The sequence below is a fragment of the Mariniflexile ostreae genome, from assembly GCF_042427585.1.
Classification (GTDB): Bacteria; Bacteroidota; Bacteroidia; order Flavobacteriales; family Flavobacteriaceae; genus Pseudalgibacter; species Pseudalgibacter ostreae.
In genome coordinates this window covers 49759-74148 of sequence record NZ_JBHMFC010000103.1, presented here as the reverse complement: position 1 = coordinate 74148, position 24390 = coordinate 49759, and the positions used below count along the sequence as shown (strand labels likewise).

Here is a 24390-nt window from a genome sequence, read left to right as displayed (position 1 = left end):
TTTAACGATTTAATAATACAATATATATGAAATATTTTAAATATATCGCTATAATCTTAATAGGAAACATGGTTGTTTCTTGTAGCGACTTTTTAGACCCTATACCTAGTTCTGCTATTACTACAGATAATTATTATAATAATGCTGCAGAGTTAGAGACTGGATTAATGGGAGTTTATGCCGCTGTTAAGGGAATAAACAGTAGCAAGAAAGATGAAAATCATGGTGTTCAGTGGGAGTTTTACGTAACTGAAATGCGAAGCGATAACACTAACACTAAGAGCCCCGATTCTGAGGATGCTTCCGATGCAGGTCAATTAGAGAGCTTTAACGTGCTGCCAACTAACAATTTTGTTGGAAATTATTATACTAGCTATTTTCAAGTCATTTATAGAGCCAATGTTATACTGGAAAACTTAGGTGTTGTAGAAGATATCGACAAAGCTGATGCAATAGAGGCTGAAGCTAAATTTTTAAGAGCATATGCTTATTTTAATTTAGTAAGGCTTTTTGGAGACTTACCATTAGTAGACCGTGTTATTGCACCTTCAGAAGTTGAAATTCAGTTTACGAGAGTGGCCACTAAGGATATTTATGATTTTATTATTGATGATCTAAAAACTGCTATCACTGGTTTAGCTACTGTTAAGGAGTATAAAACTAGAGCAACAAAAGCCGCTGCTCAAGGGTTGTTGGCTAAAGTCTATTTAACTTTAGATACACCAGAATATGGTAAAGCACAAGTTTTATGTGAAGATATCATCAATAGTCAAAAGTTTTCTTTACAAAGTGATTATAGTGATGTATTCTATAAAGAATTAAATGATGAAATTATTTTTGCAATAGGATATAATAGTAGTGTACAAGATAACAGTCAGATATTCTCTGCAGAATGGATGAATGCGCAGGGCCATACGAGTGGTGTAAACTACGGAACTCCAGATCTTATTGCTGCCATTGAAGCACATGGCGGAAACAGAAAAACCGTGACGTATAGAGAAGATCCTCTTACATTGTTTGGAGGGACTATTAAATATCAATCGGCTAAATATTTTCCTGATGGCGAATCTGGAGGAGCCGACGGTCAAACGTTTACTACTCTACCTCAGTTGGCTGGAAATGACTGGATTGTATTGCGTTACTCAGATGTGCTTTTAATGCATTCAGAAGCTATTTTAGCAGGTGGAAACGAAACCTCAAATAGTAGCGCACTAGACTCTTACATGGAGGTTAGAAAGCGAGCAGGATTTGATGCTGTAGCAGATCGTCCAGCTAAACTAACCAAAGAGGCTTTATTGGTAGAAAGACGCGTAGAGTTTGCTTTTGAAAACCAAAGGTTGTTTGATTTGATCCGTTTTGGTGAAGCACAATCGATACTATCAAATTTTGCTGCTAGCAATCTTTTTAACTTTACATCAACAGACTTACTATTGCCAATACCGCAAAATGAAATAAACCTGAGTCAAGGTTTAATGAAGCAAAATGCAGGCTATTAATAAGACAAATAAAATATATTTAGATATGAAAAAAATAAATAATTTAAAAAAACGCGTTTCAGGAGTGTGTGTGCTTGCTGTGGCATGCATAGCTGCTATTTCGGTTACGGCTTGCGATCCGACTATTGATTCTTTATCATATGATTTGCCAGAGGCTAATTCTAAAGCAGATTTAACGCCTCCAGAGGCTAGTTTTAAAGCAACGGTAACTACAGACTTCTTAACATACGATTTCTCTAACACATCATCTAGTGCAACAGATTATGTGTGGGATTACGGAGATGGAAACACCTCAACAGGTATAGATGGACTTAATACATTTCCTGCCGAGGGGGTTTATACGGTTACCCTAACGGCTAAAGATAAGCTTGGGGTTTCAGATACGTTTTCTTTGGAGATAGAGGTTATTGAACCAGAAATTCCTCCTGCAATTTATCCTGAAATTTTAAATGGGAACTTCGATGCAGGTACGAGTAATTGGAAGCCGGCAGACTGTACGGGTTGCTCAACAAACGCTTTTAATGCGAGTTCCGACGGTTCTCCGGATAATTATGACGGAACACCCTCTGGCGCTAGCAAAACCCCAGGGGCTAAATATACGAGCGCTACATCTGCAGGGCCTATAACTAACGATACTCGATTTGGGTATCAAGAAATCACTGTTTCTCCAAACACGAATTATATTCTAGAGTATGAATATGCTATTAAAACTGATGTAGATGATATAGAAGGTGGTGATCGTGTTATTGTTTCAATTGTAGATGCCTGGTATGGTGATGCAGGTTTAGCTGCTGCCAGTACACCTTTAGTAAGTCTTGTAGGAGATGAAGCAAATGGGAAAGGAAACTTTAAAGTGGTTAGACAAGTGTTTGAATCCAATGCAACAGGCCAAATAGCAATATTGATGTATGCGATTACAAAGGATGAAATATTTGTAGATAATATTAAGGTGTATCCGGTACAATAAATTAAAGTGAGCATGAAACACTTCCGAAAAGAAATAATAGCCGTTTTATTAATTGTATTTCTTACTGCTAACACTACTTCTCAAACTAAGAGAAGTAGTGTTGCAGATTCGGATACTAAAGTGGAGAATAAAAAAAAGAAACGAAAAAAAGTAAAATTACCAGAAATAGATTTAAGCCATTGGAGTGTAACAACTCCAGAATTAAATGAAAAAGGAAGGGCGACCAACATTGAGCCTCCTGCTATTTTAAATTATGCTACAGATCAAAGGTTGATACCGTATATGTATAACGACTCGACAATAGGTGCATTGGTTTTTTATGCATTCCCGAGTGCTGCTACTACAGCTAATACCAAGTATTCGAGAACTGAATTAAGAGAGCAAATGGTACCTGGAGATAACAATGTGAATTGGACTTTTAAGCAGGGTGGTTACATGAAAGGGAAATTGGCTATGCAAGAGGTATCCAAAGGTTCGGATGGTAAATACCATAAAGTGATTATTATGCAAATTCACGGTAGACTAACCAATGAGCAACGCGATTTTATTGGTCAAAAAGATAATAATGCACCTCCTATATTAAAAATTTACTGGCAAGATGGTAAAATACGCGTAAAAACAAAAGTTTTAAAAGATTTAAATGCCACTAATACTGAAATATTACATGAAGAAGCTTGGGATGATGATGAAGGGTTTAGCTTTGAACAAAAAGTGGACTTTAATAAATTTACATTAGAAGTAAAAGTATCAGAGGGGAAGATGGTCGTGATTTTAAATAATAATGAATATGCGGTTTATGAAAACATCCATATGAAAAGATGGGGTGTGTTTGAAAACTATTTTAAAGCTGGTAATTATTTTCAGTCTAGAGATAAAGGAGCTTTTGCTAAAGTTAAGTATTACGAATTAAAAGTAGAACATTAAGCATTTTAAAGGATATATGGTGAAAAGAATCTTACATAGCACTTATTTTAAAGTATCGCTTTTTGTGATAAGCTTTGCTATGGTTTTCATTTCCTGCGATAACAAAAATGATGATGTTGGTGATGAAGAACTCGTAGAGGAGTTCGAGGATGTTGAAGAGAGTGAGGAAGCAGAAGATAAAACGTATAAACTTCCGCAAATTGATTTAAGTCATTGGAAAGTAACACTCCCTATAGGTAACCCTACAGAAGTAAAACCGCCAGAGATTTTAAGCTATGCAACTAATGAAACCTTAAAGCCTTTTTTCTATAACGACTCTATTAATGGAGCATTAGTGTTTTATGCTTATCCACACTCTACTACGGCAAATACATCTTATTCTAGAACAGAATTAAGAGAATTGATGAAGCCTGATGAAGGAGAAAATGCCAACTGGACTTTTGGCGAGGGTGGTTATATGAAAGGCACATTAGCGATGGATGAGATATCGAAAGATTCCAAAGGCAAGTATCATCGAAGTATTATTATGCAAATTCACGGTCGATTAACTAATGCGCAACGCGATTTAATTGGTCAGAAAGATAATAATGCGCCTCCTATGCTAAAAATATATTGGGTGGATGGAAAAGTGCGTGTAAAAACTAAAATTTTAAAAGATTTGAATGCCTCAGACGTCGATGTTTTAAAAACAGATTCCTGGGGAGATGATGTAGGATATACGTTTTCAGAATATGTGGGTTTTGAAAAATTTACTTTAGAAGTGAAAGTAGCAAACGGTAAAATGGAGGTGATCTTGAATGGTAAGCATTCTAGAGTATATGATGATATTCACATTCAAAAGTGGCATGTTTTTGAAAATTACTTTAAAGCGGGTAACTATCTATCATCTATAGATTCTGGTGCTTTTGCAAAAGTAAAATACTATGATTTGGTAGTAAAACATTAATAATAGGTTTTAAGGAATATTAATTTATATTTTTTTTATTTTTATATGCAAAATAATAGTATAAACTACTTTAAAAAAAATAACATGAACGCAGAGGTACCTGTCTTAAATGACAATCAAGATGTGCAAAGTATAATAATTGGTAAGATTAGGGATTTAATTAATTTCAAGAATTTAGAACCAAATGATAAGTTGCCATCAGAACGGATGTTGTCCGACAAGTTTATGGTAAGCAGGAGTGTTGTTAGGGGCGCTATTCAAAAATTGGAGTTTTATGGATTATTAAAATCTATACCACAAAGTGGTACTTTTGTAGCTAATATAGGAGCAACCGCTATGAACGGTATGATCGATGATATTTTGAGACTGGAGGATCCTGAATTTAAATCTTTAGTTGAAACTAGAATTTTATTAGAATTAAAAACAGTAAAATTAGCATCCTTAAGACGGTCTAAAGAAGACTTAGAGGATATTAAAAAAGCTTTAGATGCTTACGAGGAAAAAGCGCTATCAGGTAAAGATTCTGTACAAGAGGATTTATTGTTCCATTTAGCAATCGCTAAAGCATGTGGAAATAGTACCATGAATGCTTTTATGTTAGCCATAACCCCTCAGATTATTATTGACTTTGGAAAGTACCATGTTTGTGATAAAAACCAATCGGTTATAGCAATAAAAGAACATCAAGCTATCTATGAGGCTATTAAAATACAAGACCCTACAATGGCTAGGCAAAAAATGAAAGACCATTTTAATTTATTATATCAATATTGTTATAATATCAAATAAATCATAACCACTTGAAACATAAAATGGCACGATTTTATGTTTCAATAATAAAAATATTAGGAGGGAAGAAATGCTATTGTTAGCAGCTTCTTCATTTGAATTTTATTAATTAATTACACGAAACACAATTTTGTGTAGGCTGATCATGATTAAATAAATCATGCTAGGGTAATCATATATAAACACTAAAATTATGAAAGTAAAAGGAATGCGTTGGCTAATAATAGGATTGATCTTCCTGGCCACAGTTATTAACTACATAGACCGGAGTGCTTTGGCCATTATGTGGGGGAATGAAAATGTGGAAGGTTCCATATCACATTCATTGGAGCTAACTAAAGATCATTATAGCTATATTTTAAACATATTTATGGTAGCTTATGCTTTAGGACAATTATTTTCAGGAAAATTATTTGATAAAGTTGGAACTAGAATTGGTTATGTTATAAGTATAGGTATTTGGGGACTATCATCTTTCTTGCACTCAACCGTTCGTGGCTTTCTATCTCTAGCTTTTTTTAGAAGTACTTTAGGGTTGTCAGAAGCTGGAAACTGGCCAGGTGGTGTTAAAAGTAACGCCGAATGGTTTCCTATAAAAGAACGTGCTATAGCACAAGGTCTGTTTAATGCTGGGGCCTCTATAGGTTCTGTTATAGCACCTCCGTTTATTGCTATGTTATTTGTGGCATTCGGTTGGAGAATAACATTTATGATTGTTGGATCATTTGGTATTCTATGGATTATTCCTTGGTTGATTATTAATAAGGCAGGTCCGAAAAAACACCCTTGGATTACTAAAGAAGAACAACAACATATTTTACAAGGTCAAAGTTTGGCAGATCAAAATGCTACCGAAGACACTAAGGGCTTAAGTCTTAAACAAATTCTTTCTCATAAGGAATCGTGGGCCATAGTTGTTGGACGATTCTTTTTAGAGCCTATTTGGTGGCTTTTTGTAGGTTGGATGCCGATATACTTGTTTGATGTTTATGGCTTTAACGTAAAAGAAGTTGGTATGTTTGCATGGGTGCCTTATGTAGGTGCGGCCTTAGGAAGTATTGCTGGTGGCTATGTTTCGGGTAAAATAATAGCAAAAACAAATTCCATAAACAAAGGTAGAAAAACAACTATTTTAATTGGTGGTATTATAATGGTATTAGGCTTAATAGCTACCGTGCTATTTGCAAATACACCAGAAAAATTTGTTTCTATAGTGTTTATGGTATTATTTGGATTCCAATTTGCCATTGGGAATGTACAAACCTTACCTAGCGATTTATTTAGTGGCAAATCTGTTGGCTCTCTGGCTGGACTAGGCGGTATGGTTGGTGTTTTCTCTGTTATTATAATGAACTTCTTAGTTCCTATTATAGCAAAGGTATCCTATACGCCCATCTTTATAGCTATTGCTGTTTTTGTTCCACTGGGGATAGGCGCTATTTATTATTTCGCAAAAAATATAGAATCAATAGAGTAGTTAAAAATAATTAATTTAAAAATTAGAAAAATGAGTAATTTGAAAGGAAAAGTAGCTGTAGTAACTGGAGCTACAGGAGGAATTGGTTTTGAAGTAGCAAAGAGACTGGGTAAAGACGGATTTACTGTTGTTTTAAACGGTATCGAAGACGAAGCAGGAGCTAAAAGAGTTGAAGAACTTACTGCAGAAGGCATTACTGCTGAATACTACGGATTCGACGTTACAAATGAAGATGAAGTAAACGCAAACATTAAAACCATTGGAGAAAAATATGGTAAAATTGATGTGCTTGTTAACAACGCAGGTGGACTAGGTGGAAGATCTAGATTTGAAGAAATGACTACAGAATTTTATAGATCTGTAATGGCTTTGAACTTAGATTCAACCTTCTTTGCATCAAGGGCAGCTATCCCATTCTTGAAAAAGGGTGAGAATGCTACAATTATTAACTATACATCAATTGCTGGCTGGAATGCTGGAGGTCCTGGTGCTGGTATTTATGGAACCTCTAAAGCAGGAGTTCATGCCATAACTAGAGCATTGGCAAAAGATCTTGCTGAATACGGAATTAGAGTAAACGCAGTATCTCCGGGTACTATCGATACGGCTTTCCATTCAGAAATTAAATCTACTAAGCCAGAAGTGTTCGCTTCATGGAAGAACAATATCTTATTAGGTAGACTAGGTCAGCCACAAGAAGTGGCTTCTGTGGTATCTTTTTTAGCAAGTGCTGATGCAGCTTTTTTAACAGCTGAAACCATACAAATAACTGGAGGCCAAGGTTTAGGAATCTAATTATTAAATTTTTATGAGGTGAAACCTTAGTGTCTTTTATACATTAAGGTTCACCTTTTATTAAGAGCAAATAAAACAATTAGCTCTTAAAAACTAAGAGTAAATATAGGTGTAATGGCTTATCAAACCATTGCCTCAAGTATTCTCGTATTCTAAATAAGAATCAAAAAAATAAGATTTTATTTTTAATTTGAAGATAATGAAGATGTAATGGTATATAGGTTTAACTATATTAACTTGTCGTTTTATAAAAAACTAAACCCCTCATTTATGAGGGGTTTGTTTTTTTATAAAACATATTCTAGCTATATGTAGTGGTATATTTCTTTAGTTAGAATGCATCACATGCTTTCGAGCCTTCTTTTATGGTTGTAAATAGCTATATTAACTTGTATTTTATCATAATAAATTCGGTTTTCTTTAGTCGTTTATTGAGTTTAATTTTTAATTAAACAAGGTATTGCAGTTCATTTTTATTGACTATGCAATCTATATTTAATTTAAATAGAGCTTAATACCAATAAAAGATAGTGAGAAATATTATGGTTTGTTTTTTTTTGTTAAATTTGAGAGAATTAACATAATTTTATAGTGAAAATTCTACTTTTTTTACTGATTTTAATCCCTTCTTTTCTCATTGGGCAAAACAACGATACATCTCATGTTTTTGAGCGTTTCTTCTATCATATTGCTGTTGATCTTTCGAATTCTAATCCTTCTGAAGCAATAGAAATAACCGACTTACTTTATAAAAATTCAAAAAATAAAATTGACAAGTTAGAGCTTCTAATGCTTAAGGCTAATATTTTAAAAAAGCAAGAAAAATTCGGTGAGGCCATTCATTATGCTTTAGTGGCCCTACAAATTGCAGATAATTTAGAAGACCATAATTTTCAATCTCAAATTTATGGTTTTTTATCATCCCAATACCGGGCTGTAGGTTTTCTGGATAAAGGAAAAGAGTTTATCAAAAAAGGGAAGGCTGTCAATACTAAAATTGCATGTAAAATTACAGCTCTTAAACAAAGGGGAATGATTGATTATGAAGCTGCGGAATATGCCATTGGAAGAAAGGTTGTTTGAAACGGCTATTGGTTATTTCAACATGGCCATTTTATCTTATAAAACAGAACAAAATATACAAACTAGAAATGTACTAATTGGTAGTGCAGAAGAAGGGCTAGGGCGTGCACAAATGGGTTTAAATAACAAGAAAACAGGCCTTGCCCATTTTATTAAAGCAGTTGGTTATATTGATGAGGCCAATTTGAAAAATACATTTTTAGCAGCAGAAATTTATAAAAGCCTAGGAAAGGCTTATTTGGAAAACAATAGTGCAGATAGTGCTAAATTTTATCTTAAAAAAGCCATGCAAATTACTAAGAATAGTGATAATCTTAGTTTAAAGCAAAGTATTTATAAATGCACTTCTGAAGTTTATAAGAAAAATAAAATGATAGATAGTTTTGTGTTTTATGACTCAAAGTTTAATGATTTATTACAAAAAAACAATGCAAAGAAAAGGGCGACGGTAAACCTGGCCTATAGAACATTAAACACTCCCCAAGAAGAGGCTTATAGTAAAGCCAGTTATGTCGTTATGGGAACTGGAGTTTTAACATGTTTTTTTATTATTGGCTTTGTTTTTAAAAAAAGAAAAAAAACAGCAAATGAAGTCAAAAAAGAATATTTTATTAATAATGCCAAGACTCCTGAATTAGTGCTTTCTCAAAAATTAGAAGACGAAATTTTAAAGAACTTAAATAAGTTTGAACATTCGAAAGCTTTCTTAGATAAAAGTATGTCATTATCCACATTAATTGGAAAAATGAATACAAACACAAAATATTTTCGATATGTTTTAAAAAAACATAAAGAAAAAGATTTTAAGGGTTATATTAATGAATTGCGCATTAAATATATAGTCCGTAAATTAAAAACAGATCCTCAGTATTTAAATTTTAAAATAAGTTATCTAGCTAATGAAAGCGGGTTTTCTTCACACAGTAAATTTTCAGCCGTGTTTAAACAAGTTATGGGCCTTTCTCCTTCTGAATTTATCGAAAACATAAACCATAATATTTGAACAATCTCAAGACCATTATTATTTATAGTTATCATAATTTTAAGAAATCAAAATGGATTGATGGGTTTTTAACTGTTTTTTGATTCATATTTATTAATTTATAATTAGACATGTAAACTTATCTCGCACGATAAGCTTAGTAGCTCTTTTTAAGCCTCTTTATCTAGAGCGACTGTGGTCTCTCGTTCATTATATCTTGATATATTCAAACCAACTCATTTTCTTTTATGCCTGTTACATTTTAGCTGTTGTATATTTTTTAACTTCTGTTAATCTTTAATATATGAAATCTAAGCACTAGGCTTATGGGACTTTCATAGAACAGGTATACCCCTCAATATGTGCGCTTTTCTAATTAGATTTTATAATTTAAAAAAAGTAGAGTTTACATTTATGGTTCCCATGAGAAAATGGAAATTTTTAGCAGGAATAATTAATCGATTTTTTTAGTTTGTTTTTAATATATAGATTTGTTCTTAAACAAACAGAATTATGAATAATTTACTTGATTTTTTAATAAACGGTCAATCTTATTTTATCAACTTTATTCGTTTTGCTATTTTTACAGTGATGGTTTGGATTGGTGGATTAAAAGCCTATCAATACGAAGCAGATGGAATTGTTCCTTTTGTAGCCAATAGTCCTTTTATGAGTTTTTTTTATAAAAACTCTAATAAAACGGCAATCAACCAAGAAGGTGATACCGTGAAAGAGTATGTGCTCCATAAAAACCCTGAAGGCAAAATGGTAGAGAAAAACATAGCATGGCACACGTTAAACAACACCTATACTTTCTCTTACGGATTAGGTAGTGTTATTGTTATTATAGGGGTTTTAACCCTTTTAGGGATTTGGTTCCCGAAAATTGGACTTTGGGGTGGGGTGTTAACATTCGGAATGTCTATGGTTACCCTAACCTTTCTTATTAGTACGCCAGAAGTGTATGTTCCAAATTTAGGAGGTGATATGCCAACGCCTCAATATGGGTTCCCATATTTATCTGGAGCTGGAAGATTGGTCTTAAAAGATATTATTATGATGGCTGCTGGATTAATAATTGCTTCAGATTGTGCGAAAAAAATAAAAACAGCTACCAACCACGGACAGAGATAAAGAACATCCTTTTTCAGCACTAAAGAAGGTGCCTTTGAAAACAGTAAAACCTTAAAAAAAATGTCTTTTTTTAAGGTTTTCTCTTTCCAGTCCTTGTTTTTTGATATTCTATTAAATCTTTGTTTTTAAGAGCGACTTCATTTATAAATGCCTTTTTTTAATAAGCAAATTTTGTATATTCGCAATGCTTAAAAAAGACGATATTACACGTCTTTTTTTATATAATCATTAAAAATAAAGAGAAAACGATGTCAAAAATCATTTACACAAAAACAGACGAAGCTCCGGCTTTAGCAACACGCTCATTATTGCCCATTATTCAAGCATTTGTTAAATCTTCTGGTATTGATGTTGACACCAAGGATATTTCTTTGGCAGCTAGGATTTTAGCCGTTTTTCCAGATTTTTTAAAAGAAGACCAGAGGGTAACAGATGATTTAGAAAGTCTTGGTAAATTAGCAAAAAATCCTGAAGCTAATATTATAAAACTACCTAATATAAGTGCTTCTATCCCGCAGTTGATAAGTGCTATTAAAGAGTTACAAGCTAAAGGCTTTGATATTCCTAATTACCCTGAAAACCCTAAAAGTGATGCTGAAAAAGATATCAGGTCACGTTATGATAAAATAAAAGGAAGTGCTGTAAATCCAGTTTTAAGAGAAGGAAATAGTGATAGACGTGCGCCTAAAGCCGTTAAAAATTTCGCAAAGAAGCATCCTCATAGTATGGGAGAGTGGTCAAGTGACTCTAAAACTCATGTGGCTACAATGAGTGAAGGCGATTTTGCTCATAATGAAAAATCGCTAACGTTAAATGAAGCGGCTACTGTAAAAATTGTACATACCGATAATGCTGGTAACACCACAACTTTAAAAGAAGGTTTAGGTTTGTTAAAAGGCGAAATAATTGATGCTACAGTGCTTAGTGTAAGGGCTTTGTTTAAATTTATTGAAGCTCAAATTGCAGATGCTAAAGAAAAAAATGTGCTGTTTTCATTACATATGAAAGCGACCATGATGAAAGTTAGCGACCCCATTATTTTTGGTCATGTAGTTAAAATATTTTTTAAAGATGTTTTTGAAAAACATGAAGCGGTTTTTAATAAAATCGGGGTAAATGTAAATTCTGGTTTTGGAAATCTATTAGAAAACATTCAAGAATTACCAGAAGATAAGCGAAAAGAAATAGAGGCTGATATTGAATTGGCTTATAAAAACGGGCCGTCTTTGGCTATGGTGAATTCAGATAAAGGGATAACCAACCTACATGTTCCTAGTGATGTAATCATTGACGCTTCAATGCCAGCGATGATAAGAACTTCTGGGAAAATGTGGAATACAAAAGGTGAACTTCAAGATACTAAAGCTGTGATTCCAGATAGTAGCTATGCAGGAATTTACTCAGCAACCATCGATTTTTGTAAAAAGAACGGCGCTTTTGATCCTACAACAATGGGAACCGTTCCTAATGTTGGCCTTATGGCTCAGAAAGCTGAAGAATATGGTTCACACGACAAAACTTTTGAAATACCTTCAAACGGAAAAGTATCTGTAATAGATGCTTCAGGTAATGTTTTATTAGAAAACACTGTTGAAGCTGGTGATATTTGGAGAATGTGCCAAGCTAAAGATGCACCTATCCAGGATTGGGTTAAATTAGCGGTTACACGTGCTAGAGCATCAAATACACCTGCAGTATTTTGGCTTGATGAAAATAGGGCACATGATGCCGAATTGATTAAAAAAGTAAATACTTATTTAAAAGACCATGATACTTCTGGTTTAGATTTAAGAATATTAGCGCCTATTGAAGCCACTACTTTTACTTGTGAACGTCTTATAAAAGGAGAAGATACGATTTCTGTTTCTGGAAACGTATTACGCGATTATCTAACAGATTTATTTCCTATTCTAGAAGTGGGAACCAGTGCCAAAATGTTATCTATTGTACCGTTAATGAATGGTGGTGGCTTATTTGAAACAGGCGCTGGTGGATCCGCTCCAAAACATGTTCAACAATTAGTGGAAGAAAATCATTTGCGCTGGGATTCATTAGGTGAGTTTTTAGCTTTAGCGGTGGCATTGGAACACTTTAGTAGCGCAAATAATAATGCTAAAGCTAAAGTTTTAGGTGAAGCATTAGATACGGCCACAGAAAAACTATTAGAAAATCAAAAAGGCCCTTCCAGACGTGTTGGTGAAATAGATAATAGAGGAAGTCATTTCTATTTGGCTTTATATTGGGCACAAGAGTTGGCCAATCAAAATAAAGATGCAGATTTAAAAGCAGAGTTTACTGTTTTTGCAAAGAAATTGGCAGATAACGAAGCAGTTATTGTAGAGGAATTGAGTAACGTTCAAGGAAAACCAGTGGATACAGGTGGGTATTATAAACCTAATGAGGTACTCGTAAACCAAGTGATGCGTCCAAGTAAAACATTTAATGCTATTATAGAATAGTATTAGGTAATATTAATTAAAATTAAAAGCTCCGTTAAGGAGCTTTTTTTATATTTTTAATATTTAAATAAAACAAATGAGAAAAACGGTTTTATCCCTTTTAATAATTTTATACTTCACTTTTCCACAGCTTTACAGTCAAGAAAAATATACCATAAGAGGCGTTGTTTCTGAGGCCGAAAGTAATGAAACTCTTATTGGCGTTAATATTATATTTCCTGAAATCCAAGCTGGAACCACTACAAATGAATATGGGTTTTATTCGATAACACTTCCAAAAGGTACTTATAAGGTTGTTATTAGTTATTTGGGTTTTTCAACACAATCGGAAACGATTACTCTTTCAGAAAACATCACTAAAAATTTTAGCTTAACAGATGCACTGGAAAGCTTAGATGAAGTTCTTATTACAGAAAATATCGAAAAACTAAATATAAAAACGCCCCAGATGAGCGTCAATAGTTTAACATCTTCTAGTATTAAAGAAATACCTGTTGTATTGGGTGAGTCCGATATTATTAAAGCAATCACGTTATTGCCTGGTGTTACCAGTGGAGGAGAAGGAGCCTCTGGTTTTAATGTTCGCGGAGGTGCAGCCGATCAAAATCTAATCCTTTTAGATGAGGCGACCATTTACAATGCATCTCATTTATTTGGATTCTTTTCTGTTTTTAACCCAGATGCCATTAAAGACCTGAAACTCTATAAAGGAGGAATTCCTTCACGTTATGGTGGGCGAGTCGCTTCTGTGCTTGATATTTATCAAAAAGAAGGCAATAGTAAAACCTATCATGCCAATGGCGGCATTGGTATTGTGGCCAGCAGGCTCCTTGTGGAAGGTCCTATTAAAAAAGATAAAGGTGCCTTTCTGTTGGGCGGAAGATCGAGTTACGCCCATTTGTTTCTGCCCGTTTTTGATATTGACAATGCTGCTTATTTCTATGATTTGAATACAAAATTGAGCTACAAAATAAACGATAGGAATAATGTGTATGTTTCTGGATATTTTGGTCGCGATGTCTTTAATATTCAGGATACCTTTGAGAATGTTTATGGGAATTCTATTTTGAATTTTAGATGGAACCACCTTTTTTCGGATAAGTTATTTTCTAACCTTTCGTTTATATACTCCGATTATTATTATGGTTTAAAGCTCAATTTTGTAGAGTTCGATTGGGTTTCGGGTATTCGTAATTTCAATGTTAAATATGATTTTAAACATTACTTGAGTAATACATTCAAAATGCAATATGGCTTAAATAGTATGTATTATAAATTTAATCCAGGGGATATAAAGCCTACAGGAACCACATCTGGGATTAATCCCTTTAAACTTACGGATAAATATGCTTTTGAAAATGCTGTTTATGTTGATGTGGAACACCAGTTAGCAGATAAACTAGCTTTATCTTATGGCTTAAGGTTAAGTGCTTTCTTTAGGTTAGGGCAAAACGAACTCAATACCTATGCAAACAATCAAGCGGTAACATTTAATCATAATTCTAAAATTTATGAAAAAGCTACTCCTATAGATTCAAAATCTTATAAAAGAAGTGATGTTATAGCTTCTTTTCATAATTTAGAACCTCGTTTTTCTATGGCTTATCAATTGAATAGCGACTCCTCGATTAAAGGGAGTTACAATAGAATGAGCCAATATTTACATTTATTATCAAATACCAGTTCTCCTACACCTTTAGATGTTTGGGCACCTAGCGGAAAATATATTAAACCCCAATTATTAGATCAGTTTGCGATAGGGTATTTTAGAAATTTTAATGATGGGGCGTATTCTCTGGAACTTGAAAGTTTTTATAAAACCGTTAAAAACAGAATTGATTATGTTGATGGTGCTAATTTAATAGCAAATAATGCTATCGAACAAATTATTTTAAACGGAAGGGCGAAAGCATATGGATTAGAGATTTTGTTTAAGAAAAATGAAGGACGGTTTAAGGGGTGGCTGGCTTATACCTTATCTAAATCCGAACAGCAAACAAAAGGCCGAACAGCCTCGGAAACCGGAATAAACAATGGCGATTGGTACCATACGCCTTATGATAAAACCCACGATATTTCACTAACAGGTAGTTATCAATGGAATAAAAAATGGAAGTTAAACTCTAATTTCCTTTTTCAAACGGGGCAGCCTACAACATATCCCAACGCTCAATATACTTATAATAACGTAACGATCCCTAATTTTAGTGATCGAAATTCAAATCGATTACCAGCATACCATCGTTTGGACCTGTCGGCCACTTATGTACCAAAACCTGATAAAAACAAAGGCTTGCAAAGCTATTGGGTATTTGGTATATATAATATTTATAACAGACGAAATGCGGCCTCTATTTCTTTTTCCAAGAATACCGATACAGGTGTCAATGAGGCAACGCGACTTGCCATATTTGGAATTATACCGTCTATTTCCTATAATTTTAAATTTTAAATTTATGAGAACTTTTTTATTTATACTGACTATAATTCTATGTATGGTTTCTTGTCAAGATGTTATAGAAGTGCAAGTACCCACAAGCGAACCACGCTTAGTAATAGATGCCTCTATTAAATGGCTTAAAGGGACTTCGGGAAGTCAGCAAAGTATTAAATTATCATTAACAGCGCCGTATTTCGATACAGAAGTGCCCGCAGCAAACCAGGCTACTGTAACGATTACAGATGCAGATGGTAGCGTTTTTAATTTTATTGAAGAAGAAGATACAGGGGTTTACAAAAACAATAACTTTATCCCGGTTTTAGGAGGGGTTTATACATTAACGATTATTTATAATCAAGAAACTTATACGGCTACAGAAACCCTTATGGCCGTAACACCAATAGATTCTGTAACACAAAAAAATAACAGCGGTTTTTCTGGAGAAGCATATGCACTAAAAGCATTTTATAGCGATCCTCCTAACCAAGAGAATTTTTATTTTTTCGAATTTTCAAATAACAATCTGCCTGTTGTTAGTTTAGAGGTTTATAATGATGAATTTACAGATGGAAATCAAATTTTTGCTTTTTATTCAGATAGCGATACGGCATTAGGGGACGAGATAACGATTAGCAATCATGGTATTTCAAAACAATTTTATGATTTCATGTTTATCCTATTGCAACAAACCGCAGATCAATCTGGAGGACCTTTTGAAGTGCAACCTGCAACAGTAAGAGGGAATTGTATAAACCAGACCAATCCCGATAATTTTCCTTTAGGGTATTTCAGGCTTTCTGAAACCGATCAGGTGGTTCATATAATAAAATAAAATGACTTTTGAGATATGCTTTGCAGTATTATCATAGAAATAAGGCTAAGTATCAAATCTTTAGCATCAATATAAATTTATGTATTTTTAACTTATGGATTTCATAAAAACGACAGAACAGGATTCTCTTTACAATCATTTAGAGAAGATGACTATTAAAGATTTACTCTTAAACATAAATAATGAAGATAAAAACGTTCCGCTTGCCGTAGAACGTGCTTTGCCCCAAATAGAAAATTTGGTCGAGCAAATAGTAGAGAAATTGAGACAAGGCGGACGATTATTTTATATTGGAGCAGGAACCAGTGGCAGGTTAGGCGTTTTGGATGCTTCAGAATGTCCACCAACCTTTGGTGTACCTTTCGATTTGGTTATTGGCATTATTGCCGGTGGGGATACTGCTATTAGAAAAGCTGTTGAATTTGCTGAAGATTCCATAATAGAAGGTTGGGAGGATCTGCAGGCCTATCAGATTTCGGAAAAAGATGTGGTAGTTGGTATTGCTGCTTCGGGTACGACGCCTTATGTAATTGCCGCATTAGAAATATGCAACAAAAATAATATCATTACAGGTTGTGTAACGTGTAATAAAGATAGTCCTTTGTCGAAAACGGCACAGTTTCCTGTTGAAGTTGTTGTAGGACCTGAGTTTGTGACAGGAAGCTCCAGAATGAAAGCGGGTACGGCTCAAAAACTAGTCCTTAATATGATAACGACAACTACCATGATCCAATTGGGACATATTAAAGGAAATAAAATGGTAGATATGCAGCTAAGCAACAATAAACTTGTAGATAGGGGAGCGCAAATGATTATGTCGGAACTTAATATCCCTAAGGAAGAAGCAAAACACTTATTAAAAGAATTTGGAAGTGTGCGTTTGGCCATTCAAAATTATAATCATGGAAACAGATAGAACAAATAAAGACTTATTAGTTAAAGGATTAAAAATTATGGGAGGCTCTTTAGCCTGTATGTTTTCAGGGCCGGTTATGCTCCATATAGCACTCTCTAATAAAGAAAAGCCACTTTATATCCCTATTCTCATTGTAGGTGTTGCATTATGTTCTCTTGCTGTTTTTCTTGCCTTTAAAGGAATCAATACTATTATGGATAGTATGTTCAAAAAAAAATAAACTTTCAATACCTTAATTGTGAAATGCTGTAAGTTTATACATGTCATTTTGTAGGGAGCAGTCTTTTTTGGAAGACATTATAATTAACTTCAAAATAAAAAGCTAATACAAAGTTTACTCTACAAGTTCATTAATACTATAAAATTGGTACTGCTCGTTCCTAATTGGTGTTTTGGGTTAATATTCAGTCTAAATCGGTTAATATTAAAGACCTATCCATTTATAATCTTTAGTAATTCCTTGGTATCTTTGATAATCTATGACGGTTTTAAAAGATTATCTCGACACCAGACACTATACAGAACAACTCTGCAAGCATTTGCAGCCAGAAGATTACACGCCACAATCTGCATGTTTTGCTAGTCCTCCTAAGTGGCACATAGCACATACTACCTGGTTTTTTGAAGAAATGATATTGAAAGTATATGTTCCAGGCTATACCGTTTTCGATGCGTCTTTTGGCTATTTGTTTAATAGTTATTATAACAGTTTAGGCGAGCGTATAAAGCGTGAAAATAGAGGCCTCATAACGCGCCCAAACCATAAAAGAATTTTTGAATATCGCGCGCATGTAGATGCTAAAATAGTGAGTCTTTTGAATGAAGAGGTTTCTGATAAGATTTTGAAAATGATTGTGTTAGGAATCAATCATGAGCAACAACATCAAGAATTGCTCTTAACCGATTTAAAATATACATTTTCCCATAACCCGACTTATCCAAAATTTTGGGAGACTACTTTGGTAGAGCAAGATAATGAAGCGCCGGGTTGGATTCCTATTGAAGCTGGTATATACGCTATAGGGCATGATTCTAAAGCTTTTTGTTATGATAATGAATTGAGCAAACACCGTGTGTTTTTAGAGCCTTTTGAAATATCAGAGCACTTAGTGAGCAATGCTTCTTATATGGATTTTATTAATGATGGTGGTTACGAAAATCCTGCGTATTGGCTTGATCAAGGTTGGCAATGGATTCAGCAAGAAAATATTAAAAAACCATTATATTGGAAAGGCATAAAAGGCTCTTGGCACCAGTACACGCTTTCTGGTCTAAAACCTTTGGATCCAAAACATCCTATAGCGCATGTGTCTTTTTACGAGGCGGCGGCGTTTGCCCAATGGGCAGGTTATAGGCTTCCAACGGAGTTTGAATGGGAAGTCGCATCTCACCAATTGCAATGGGGAAAACGTTGGGAATGGACCAACTCGGCATATTTGCCCTATCCTAATTTTAAGATAGCTGAAGGTGCCGCAGGAGAATATAACGGTAAATTTATGATAAACCAAATGGTTTTAAGAGGGGCTTCTACGGCCACATCAAAAAACCACAGCAGACCTACTTATCGAAATTTTTTTCCAGCAGAAACCCAATGGCAGGTTACCGGTATTAGACTCGCGAAATAAACAAAAAATAAAATCAGACCCTAACATGCAAACAACGTTAAAGAAAACAGTTATAAAAAGTACAGCTAGTACGCATTTTAAAAACGAAGTGGACTTAGGGCTATCGGCGACAGTAAAATATTTACCTTCAAAGTACTTCTATGATAAAAAAGGGGATGCCATATTTGTTGAAATCATGAATATGCCCGAATACTATCTCACGAATGCTGAATATGATATCTTTAAAAACAAAACCCAAGATTTAATTTCAGTATTAAAAATAAACCATAAAACGGACTTTGATTTAATTGAGTTAGGAGCGGGAGACGGTACCAAAACCAAGGAATTACTAAAAGTATTGGATAATCAGGGATTTAAGTTTACGTTTTTGCCTGTTGATATTTCAAAAAATGCATTATCACAATTAGAAAGCACAATCCATGTAGAACTGCCCAATATTAAGATCAATACAAAACAAGGCGATTATTTTAATGTTTTAGAGGATATCAAAACTTACGAAAAACCTAAAGTGTTACTTTTTTTAGGATCTAACATTGGAAATTTAAGCGACGCAAAAGCAGCCGAGTTTTTAAAAAAACTCAGTACAGCATTGCATGAAAATGATAAAGTGGTTTTAGGTGTAGACCTTATAAAACCCAAGCATATTGTATTGCCAGCTTATCATGATGCACAAGGCATCACCAGCCGGTTTAACCTTAATTTACTAGAACGCATCAATAGGGAGTTAGACGCTGATTTTAATTTGGATATGTTTGTACACGACCCGGAATATGACGAAAAAGAAGGCATTGCTCAAAGCTTTTTAAAAAGTCTAACAACACAACAGGTTAAAATTGGGGCATTAAATAAAACATTTATATTAAAAAAAGGGGAACGTATCCATACAGAAACCTCTAGAAAATATAATGAAACCGTTTTAAATGCGCTTTTAAAGGATTCAAACTTAAAAATTATTGATAAATTAATGGATTCCAATAATTATTTTGCAGATTTCATTTTGGAAAAAATTAAAAAATAATATAATGGTGATAGGAATTTTAGGTTTGGGCAGCCGAAGTACTCTGTTTTATCTAGAAGAATTGAATAAAAAATATCATAAAGAAAGAGGAGGCTACCATACGTTTCCGTGCATGGTATATAATGTCGATTTTCATAAGATAAACTCCCATTTACCAAATCAATTTGAAACTTTGCTTCCAGAACTAGAACAGCATTTAAACGCTTGCTTTAAGTTTGATATTGATACCTGTATTATTCCAAATATCACACTACATGAAACTTATGATTTAGGAAATTTCGATTACCCCATTATCCACCCTATTTCATTAGCCCTTTCCGCTTTAAAGCATCATAAGGCTCAAAAGGTGACTATATTTGGCTCGAAATACACCATGGAGTCTGTGTACGTAAAATCTAAATTAGAAGCGATGGGTGTAGCTGTAAACGCCCCAGCTTTAAACGATATTAATACTTTAGATTCTTTAAGACAAAGCCTGTATAAAGCAGAAGCCTCAGAAAGTCATTTGAAACTATTTAAAGTCCTTTTAGAACGCTATTGCAAAACATCTACTGTATTGATAGCATGTACAGAGCTTTCTATTATTAATAGTAAGTTAAGATCTTCTGCACGAGTTTTAGACTTGGCACAGCTTCAAATTGAAAATGCTTTGCAACAATCGTTTTAAAGCATGGGGGCAGAAGGGCTCATGCTCTAATTAAACTAAAACAGCCTTTAAATATCTGGGCATTTCCAGAATTATCAATAAGGACTACCACAAACTAATATTCATCGGCATTAAAAACACCGTTCGTTTAAAGAGGCGCTCCGTCTATCATTTCTAAGATTTAAAGGGGATATCAATTTATCATATCTGCCATGTATAAATACGCTAAGGTTTTGTATGTGTTTTATAATTAAGCAGTTGGTGTTTTAGGTGTAGTTTTAGACGACGGTATTTGTTAGTAATCTTTATCTCGTTTTCAGAACTATAGTTTTCATAATAGGTTGAAAACGACCAAAACCCTATTTTTTGTAGTCAGCATTTTTGGCTTCAATCCATTTACTCATAAACTTTGTGCTTTGCATGGTATGATGTTGGAGCATTTGACCTATAAAATTGTGTGTTCTGTGCGTCTTTAGGTGTTGGGATATTTCTGTTATCCTATTAAATAATTGTTTTTGAAGCGATATTTTATCGAAACGTTTATTAACGGTTTTAAAACCATAGTCGCGACAGGTATTCCAAAGTGTTTCATTTTGATATAATAGAACTGCTTTATTAACAAATTCCTCCGTGTTATCCTCAATAAAACCATTGGGTTCTGTATGTCCATAAAGGCCTTCTGCTCCAATATTTGTAGTAACACTAGGCGTTCCGTTTTGCATAGCATCTACTAATTTGCCTTTTAAGCCAGCTCCAAACCTAATAGGAGCAAGGCACACCTTAGCTTCTTGCATGACTTTATGCGCATTATCTGCAAAACCTTTTATTAGAAAACCGTCCTTTTCATTATGTAGCTGATTTACTTTTTGTGAGGCGTAAGCGCCATAAATATTTAAGCTTACTTTAGGTAATTGCTTGCGCAGAAGCGGCCATATGCGGTCTTTTAAATATAATACCGCATTGTAATTGGGCTCGTGTAAAAAATTACCAATACTGATAAAGTTCTGGCGTTCCTTAAATTTTGGAAGTTGGGCAATAGCGTGCTCAGGAATTCTGTCTAACATAAAAGGCAAGTAGAACAATAAAGATTTGTCTATTTTGAACCGATTTATTAGTAGGGCCATTTCAGCTTCAGAAATTATCAAACTCAAGTCACATCTGTAAATACTAGCTATTTCCCGTTTTGCAGTGTCGTTGAATAAATAAGCATCATCAAAGTTTTTTTTATCTTTAAAAGCTTGATGTCTGCCTTTGCGTAAACTATGCAAGTCTTCGGTATCTAAAACCCGAAACGCATTTGGGCATTGTGCTGCTACACGCCAGCCAAACTGCTCTTCCATCATAAAGCGATCGAAAAGCACTACGCTTGGATCTAATTTTTTTATAAATTCATCAAAGCTGTAATCGTTTAAAGTAATAGAAGCTTGTGTGATGCCAATATCTTCCAGATTAAAAGCATTTTCGCTTTTAGCACAGGGACTAGCAAATGTAATGTGGTACTCTTGGGCTTGAAAGGCCAAAAGCAATTGCATCATTCTACTTCCAGCAGCAGAGCTTTTAGGCTCTGGCCAAACAAAACCGATAACCAATAAATGTTTATTCATAAACGAAATAGTATTTTTTTGTTAAAATATAAACTCCGAAACAAGTGGTAGCAAATGTTTTAGTTATAATTTTTACTTTAAAGGCATCAAAGTTATTCCGGCATAGGTTCTAAACCATATTTTAGTCGTACTAATTTAGCCCAATTTACAACTTCTTTTATATCGGTGTCATTTAGCTTTGCCTGATTATGGTACCATGTGTAGGGGGGTAAGGGCATCTGCTTTGTTTTAAACATTTTAATTAATGCTTCAAATTTTTGGGCTTTTCTTTTGGTCGCATTTCCTTGCCAATTGGACATATTAAAATGGTTTTTCCCCTCTTTTACGTGTTTTGCAATCCAAAAATTTAGAGGTGTTAGGGTACTATACCAAGGGTAATGTGTTACATTGCTATGGCAATTCGTGCAATTTTTTTTAAGTATGATTTTTACGTGTTCTGGAGGGGTTGTATCTTCATAGAAATACTCTAAAGATTTTAGATTACCTTGGTTTTTTTTGGGATTGAAAAACTGTGCTATTAAAAGGATTATAATTAAAAAGAATACGAGTCTTTTAAGTGTTTTCATCTATTTCTTTTTACTCCTCTATGGTTTTTTTAATTTATAGTATAAAAATACTAATTTCATTTAACTACAAAACCCGTATAAGAGGAATTAAATTAAATAAACACACATATATAGAAAACATTTAAGCTAAGCCGATAAACGAGTGGCCCCATGCAGGGCTTCGCTTTTCTAAACGCAAGTTTTTAAAAGCTACGTTATGGTTTTAGGGCTATAACATGCCGTATTTTAAGACAGATATAAGAGACTTGATTTTTATTGGCAGGAAAAACTTCATGCTTTCATTCTCTGTCTTCCGTGTAAAAAAGCTATATTTACAGCTTCTAAAAAAACAAAATTAAAATGCCATTATCATCACTAAGTGCCATTTCACCAATTGATGGCCGTTACAGGAATAAAGTAAACGAATTAGCTCCATATTTCTCAGAGGAAGCTTTAATTAAATATCGTGTTTTAGTTGAGGTTGAGTATTTTATCGCACTTTGCGAAATCCCTTTACCACAGCTGGAATCTGTCCCTAAAGATCGTTTTGATGATTTGAGAGCGATATATAAAAATTTTTCTTCGGAAGATGCACTTGCTATAAAAAAAATAGAAAGTGTTACCAACCATGATGTTAAGGCAGTAGAATATTTTATAAAAGAAAAGTTTGATGCTTTAAATTTATCAAAATATAAAGAATTTATCCATTTTGGATTGACTTCTCAAGATATTAACAATACTGCTATTCCCTTAAGTATTAAGGAAGCGATACATGAGGTGTATATTCCAGAATATTCAATTCTTTTGGATAAAATAAAAACCTTATCTAGAGACTGGGCAACAATTTCTATGTTAGCCCGAACCCACGGGCAACCAGCCTCTCCTACACGATTGGGTAAAGAGATTGAGGTGTTTGCTGTGCGTTTGGAAGAGCAGTTTAATTTACTTAACGCTATACCTAATGCTGCAAAATTTGGTGGTGCTACAGGAAATTTTAATGCACATCATGTGGCTTATCCGCATATTGATTGGAAAGCATTTGGTGGTACGTTTGTAAAAGGTAACTTGGGGTTGTACCACTCGTTTCCTACCACACAAATAGAACATTATGACCATATGGCCGCTTTATTTGATACCTTAAAGCGTATTAATACCATTATTATTGATTTAAATAGAGACCTCTGGACCTATGTGTCTATGGATTATTTTAAACAAAAAATAAAAGCTGGTGAAGTAGGCAGTTCTGCTATGCCACATAAAGTAAATCCGATTGATTTTGAAAATAGTGAAGGAAACTTAGGTATTGCAAATGCTGTTTTCGAACACCTTTCCGCTAAGCTTCCACTTTCAAGATTACAACGCGACTTAACGGACAGTACTGTTTTAAGAAATGTTGGCGTTCCTTTTGGACATACGATAATCGGGTTTAAATCTACCCTAAAGGGCTTGGGGAAATTATTGTTGAATGAGAGCAAGTTTGCCGAAGACTTAGAAAACAATTGGGCAGTGGTAGCAGAAGCCATTCAAACGATTCTTCGTCGTGAGGGGTATCCTAATCCATACGAGGCTTTAAAAGGCTTAACAAGAACCAATGAGAAAATAAACCAAAGGTCTATTTCAAATTTTATCGATACTTTAGAGGTTTCGAACACCATAAAAGAAGAATTAAAACGTATTACGCCTAGTAATTATACAGGAATATAAATTTAAAT

At 34.0% G+C, this 24390-nt stretch carries 21 protein-coding genes; 19 read left to right on the top strand and 2 right to left on the bottom strand.

Annotated features, from left to right (window positions below; translation table 11 throughout):
- Positions 1-26 precede the first annotated feature (26 nt).
- The 18 genes from ACFFU9_RS14450 to ACFFU9_RS14365 all read left to right on the top strand — a co-directional run bounded on the left by ACFFU9_RS14450 (position 27) and on the right by ACFFU9_RS14365 (position 20550).
- Entirely contained in the window at positions 27-1496 is a 1470-nt protein-coding gene (locus tag ACFFU9_RS14450) for a RagB/SusD family nutrient uptake outer membrane protein (protein ID WP_379862192.1), read from the top strand.
- Between the two features lie 25 nt (positions 1497-1521).
- On the top strand, positions 1522-2463 hold the full coding sequence (locus tag ACFFU9_RS14445) for a PKD domain-containing protein (protein ID WP_379862191.1): 942 nt from the start codon (positions 1522-1524) through the stop codon (positions 2461-2463).
- Positions 2464-2475: 12 nt separating this feature from the next.
- A complete protein-coding gene (locus ACFFU9_RS14440) occupies positions 2476-3387 on the top strand; it encodes a polysaccharide lyase family 7 protein (protein ID WP_379862190.1) in 912 nt (303 codons plus the stop codon).
- A gap of 16 nt (positions 3388-3403) precedes the next feature.
- Positions 3404-4333 carry a polysaccharide lyase family 7 protein gene (locus tag ACFFU9_RS14435; RefSeq protein ID WP_379862189.1) on the top strand — a complete coding sequence of 310 codons (930 nt, stop codon included), beginning with the start codon at positions 3404-3406 and terminating at the stop codon, positions 4331-4333.
- An 84-nt stretch (positions 4334-4417) separates the two neighbouring features.
- Positions 4418-5122, top strand: coding sequence for a FadR/GntR family transcriptional regulator (locus ACFFU9_RS14430; RefSeq protein ID WP_379862188.1), 705 nt, complete (start codon positions 4418-4420; stop codon positions 5120-5122).
- A 193-nt stretch (positions 5123-5315) separates the two neighbouring features.
- Positions 5316-6599, top strand: a complete 1284-nt coding sequence (locus ACFFU9_RS14425) for an MFS transporter (protein ID WP_379862187.1) — start codon at positions 5316-5318, stop codon at positions 6597-6599.
- 30 nt (positions 6600-6629) lie between these two features.
- Positions 6630-7394: an SDR family NAD(P)-dependent oxidoreductase gene (locus tag ACFFU9_RS14420; RefSeq protein WP_379862186.1), complete on the top strand. Its 765-nt coding sequence runs from the start codon at positions 6630-6632 to the stop codon at positions 7392-7394.
- Positions 7395-7985: 591 nt separating this feature from the next.
- Complete coding sequence (locus tag ACFFU9_RS14415; RefSeq protein ID WP_379862185.1) at positions 7986-8477, top strand: hypothetical protein; 492 nt, start codon at positions 7986-7988, stop codon at positions 8475-8477.
- Between the two features lie 22 nt (positions 8478-8499).
- Positions 8500-9480 (top strand): helix-turn-helix domain-containing protein, encoded by a 981-nt coding sequence (locus ACFFU9_RS14410; RefSeq protein ID WP_379862184.1) that lies wholly within the window; start codon positions 8500-8502, stop codon positions 9478-9480.
- 492 nt (positions 9481-9972) lie between these two features.
- Positions 9973-10593 carry a DUF417 family protein gene (locus ACFFU9_RS14405; RefSeq protein WP_379862183.1) on the top strand — a complete coding sequence of 207 codons (621 nt, stop codon included), beginning with the start codon at positions 9973-9975 and terminating at the stop codon, positions 10591-10593.
- Positions 10594-10841: 248 nt separating this feature from the next.
- Positions 10842-13052 carry an NADP-dependent isocitrate dehydrogenase gene (locus ACFFU9_RS14400; protein ID WP_379862182.1) on the top strand — a complete coding sequence of 737 codons (2211 nt, stop codon included), beginning with the start codon at positions 10842-10844 and terminating at the stop codon, positions 13050-13052.
- Between the two features lie 76 nt (positions 13053-13128).
- Positions 13129-15504 (top strand): TonB-dependent receptor, encoded by a 2376-nt coding sequence (locus ACFFU9_RS14395; RefSeq protein ID WP_379862181.1) that lies wholly within the window; start codon positions 13129-13131, stop codon positions 15502-15504.
- Positions 15505-15508: 4 nt separating this feature from the next.
- Positions 15509-16324 carry a DUF4249 domain-containing protein gene (locus ACFFU9_RS14390; protein WP_379862180.1) on the top strand — a complete coding sequence of 272 codons (816 nt, stop codon included), beginning with the start codon at positions 15509-15511 and terminating at the stop codon, positions 16322-16324.
- A gap of 94 nt (positions 16325-16418) precedes the next feature.
- On the top strand, positions 16419-17240 hold the full coding sequence (gene murQ / locus ACFFU9_RS14385; protein WP_379862179.1) for an N-acetylmuramic acid 6-phosphate etherase: 822 nt from the start codon (positions 16419-16421) through the stop codon (positions 17238-17240).
- Complete coding sequence (locus tag ACFFU9_RS14380; RefSeq protein WP_379862178.1) at positions 17227-17460, top strand: DUF6095 family protein; 234 nt, start codon at positions 17227-17229, stop codon at positions 17458-17460. The genes murQ and ACFFU9_RS14380 overlap by 14 nt, the downstream gene beginning before the upstream one ends.
- A gap of 259 nt (positions 17461-17719) precedes the next feature.
- The gene (egtB, locus tag ACFFU9_RS14375) at positions 17720-18865 is read left to right on the top strand and encodes an ergothioneine biosynthesis protein EgtB (protein WP_379862177.1); all 1146 of its coding nucleotides are present in this window, start codon (positions 17720-17722) and stop codon (positions 18863-18865) included.
- Positions 18866-18890: 25 nt separating this feature from the next.
- Positions 18891-19883: an L-histidine N(alpha)-methyltransferase gene (locus ACFFU9_RS14370; RefSeq protein ID WP_379862176.1), complete on the top strand. Its 993-nt coding sequence runs from the start codon at positions 18891-18893 to the stop codon at positions 19881-19883.
- A 4-nt stretch (positions 19884-19887) separates the two neighbouring features.
- Positions 19888-20550: an aspartate/glutamate racemase family protein gene (locus tag ACFFU9_RS14365; protein ID WP_379862175.1), complete on the top strand. Its 663-nt coding sequence runs from the start codon at positions 19888-19890 to the stop codon at positions 20548-20550.
- A gap of 338 nt (positions 20551-20888) precedes the next feature.
- Here the strand turns inward: ACFFU9_RS14365 and ACFFU9_RS14360 are convergent, their stop codons facing one another.
- Together ACFFU9_RS14360 and ACFFU9_RS14355 are read right to left on the bottom strand one after the other, a co-directional pair.
- On the bottom strand, positions 20889-22133 hold the full coding sequence (locus tag ACFFU9_RS14360) for a glycosyltransferase family 4 protein (protein ID WP_379862174.1): 1245 nt from the start codon (positions 22131-22133) through the stop codon (positions 20889-20891).
- Between the two features lie 92 nt (positions 22134-22225).
- The gene (locus ACFFU9_RS14355; protein WP_379862173.1) at positions 22226-22699 is read right to left on the bottom strand and encodes a heme-binding domain-containing protein; all 474 of its coding nucleotides are present in this window, start codon (positions 22697-22699) and stop codon (positions 22226-22228) included.
- 339 nt (positions 22700-23038) lie between these two features.
- Between ACFFU9_RS14355 and purB the strand changes: the two genes are divergently transcribed.
- Positions 23039-24382, top strand: coding sequence for an adenylosuccinate lyase (gene purB / locus ACFFU9_RS14350; RefSeq protein ID WP_379862172.1), 1344 nt, complete (start codon positions 23039-23041; stop codon positions 24380-24382).
- The last annotated feature ends 8 nt before the right edge of the window (positions 24383-24390 follow it).

Coding starts and splice junctions, on each gene's coding strand:
- ACFFU9_RS14450 (WP_379862192.1), top strand. CDS start 27: ATGAAATATTTTAAATATATCGCTATAATCTTAATAGGAAACATGGTT.
- ACFFU9_RS14445 (WP_379862191.1), top strand. CDS start 1,522: ATGAAAAAAATAAATAATTTAAAAAAACGCGTTTCAGGAGTGTGTGTG.
- ACFFU9_RS14440 (WP_379862190.1), top strand. CDS start 2,476: ATGAAACACTTCCGAAAAGAAATAATAGCCGTTTTATTAATTGTATTT.
- ACFFU9_RS14435 (WP_379862189.1), top strand. CDS start 3,404: ATGGTGAAAAGAATCTTACATAGCACTTATTTTAAAGTATCGCTTTTT.
- ACFFU9_RS14430 (WP_379862188.1), top strand. CDS start 4,418: ATGAACGCAGAGGTACCTGTCTTAAATGACAATCAAGATGTGCAAAGT.
- ACFFU9_RS14425 (WP_379862187.1), top strand. CDS start 5,316: ATGAAAGTAAAAGGAATGCGTTGGCTAATAATAGGATTGATCTTCCTG.
- ACFFU9_RS14420 (WP_379862186.1), top strand. CDS start 6,630: ATGAGTAATTTGAAAGGAAAAGTAGCTGTAGTAACTGGAGCTACAGGA.
- ACFFU9_RS14410 (WP_379862184.1), top strand. CDS start 8,500: ATGGCCATTTTATCTTATAAAACAGAACAAAATATACAAACTAGAAAT.
- ACFFU9_RS14405 (WP_379862183.1), top strand. CDS start 9,973: ATGAATAATTTACTTGATTTTTTAATAAACGGTCAATCTTATTTTATC.
- ACFFU9_RS14400 (WP_379862182.1), top strand. CDS start 10,842: ATGTCAAAAATCATTTACACAAAAACAGACGAAGCTCCGGCTTTAGCA.
- ACFFU9_RS14395 (WP_379862181.1), top strand. CDS start 13,129: ATGAGAAAAACGGTTTTATCCCTTTTAATAATTTTATACTTCACTTTT.
- ACFFU9_RS14390 (WP_379862180.1), top strand. CDS start 15,509: ATGAGAACTTTTTTATTTATACTGACTATAATTCTATGTATGGTTTCT.
- murQ (WP_379862179.1), top strand. CDS start 16,419: ATGGATTTCATAAAAACGACAGAACAGGATTCTCTTTACAATCATTTA.
- ACFFU9_RS14380 (WP_379862178.1), top strand. CDS start 17,227: ATGGAAACAGATAGAACAAATAAAGACTTATTAGTTAAAGGATTAAAA.
- egtB (WP_379862177.1), top strand. CDS start 17,720: ATGACGGTTTTAAAAGATTATCTCGACACCAGACACTATACAGAACAA.
- ACFFU9_RS14370 (WP_379862176.1), top strand. CDS start 18,891: ATGCAAACAACGTTAAAGAAAACAGTTATAAAAAGTACAGCTAGTACG.
- ACFFU9_RS14365 (WP_379862175.1), top strand. CDS start 19,888: ATGGTGATAGGAATTTTAGGTTTGGGCAGCCGAAGTACTCTGTTTTAT.
- ACFFU9_RS14360 (WP_379862174.1), bottom strand. CDS start 22,133: ATGAATAAACATTTATTGGTTATCGGTTTTGTTTGGCCAGAGCCTAAA.
- ACFFU9_RS14355 (WP_379862173.1), bottom strand. CDS start 22,699: ATGAAAACACTTAAAAGACTCGTATTCTTTTTAATTATAATCCTTTTA.
- purB (WP_379862172.1), top strand. CDS start 23,039: ATGCCATTATCATCACTAAGTGCCATTTCACCAATTGATGGCCGTTAC.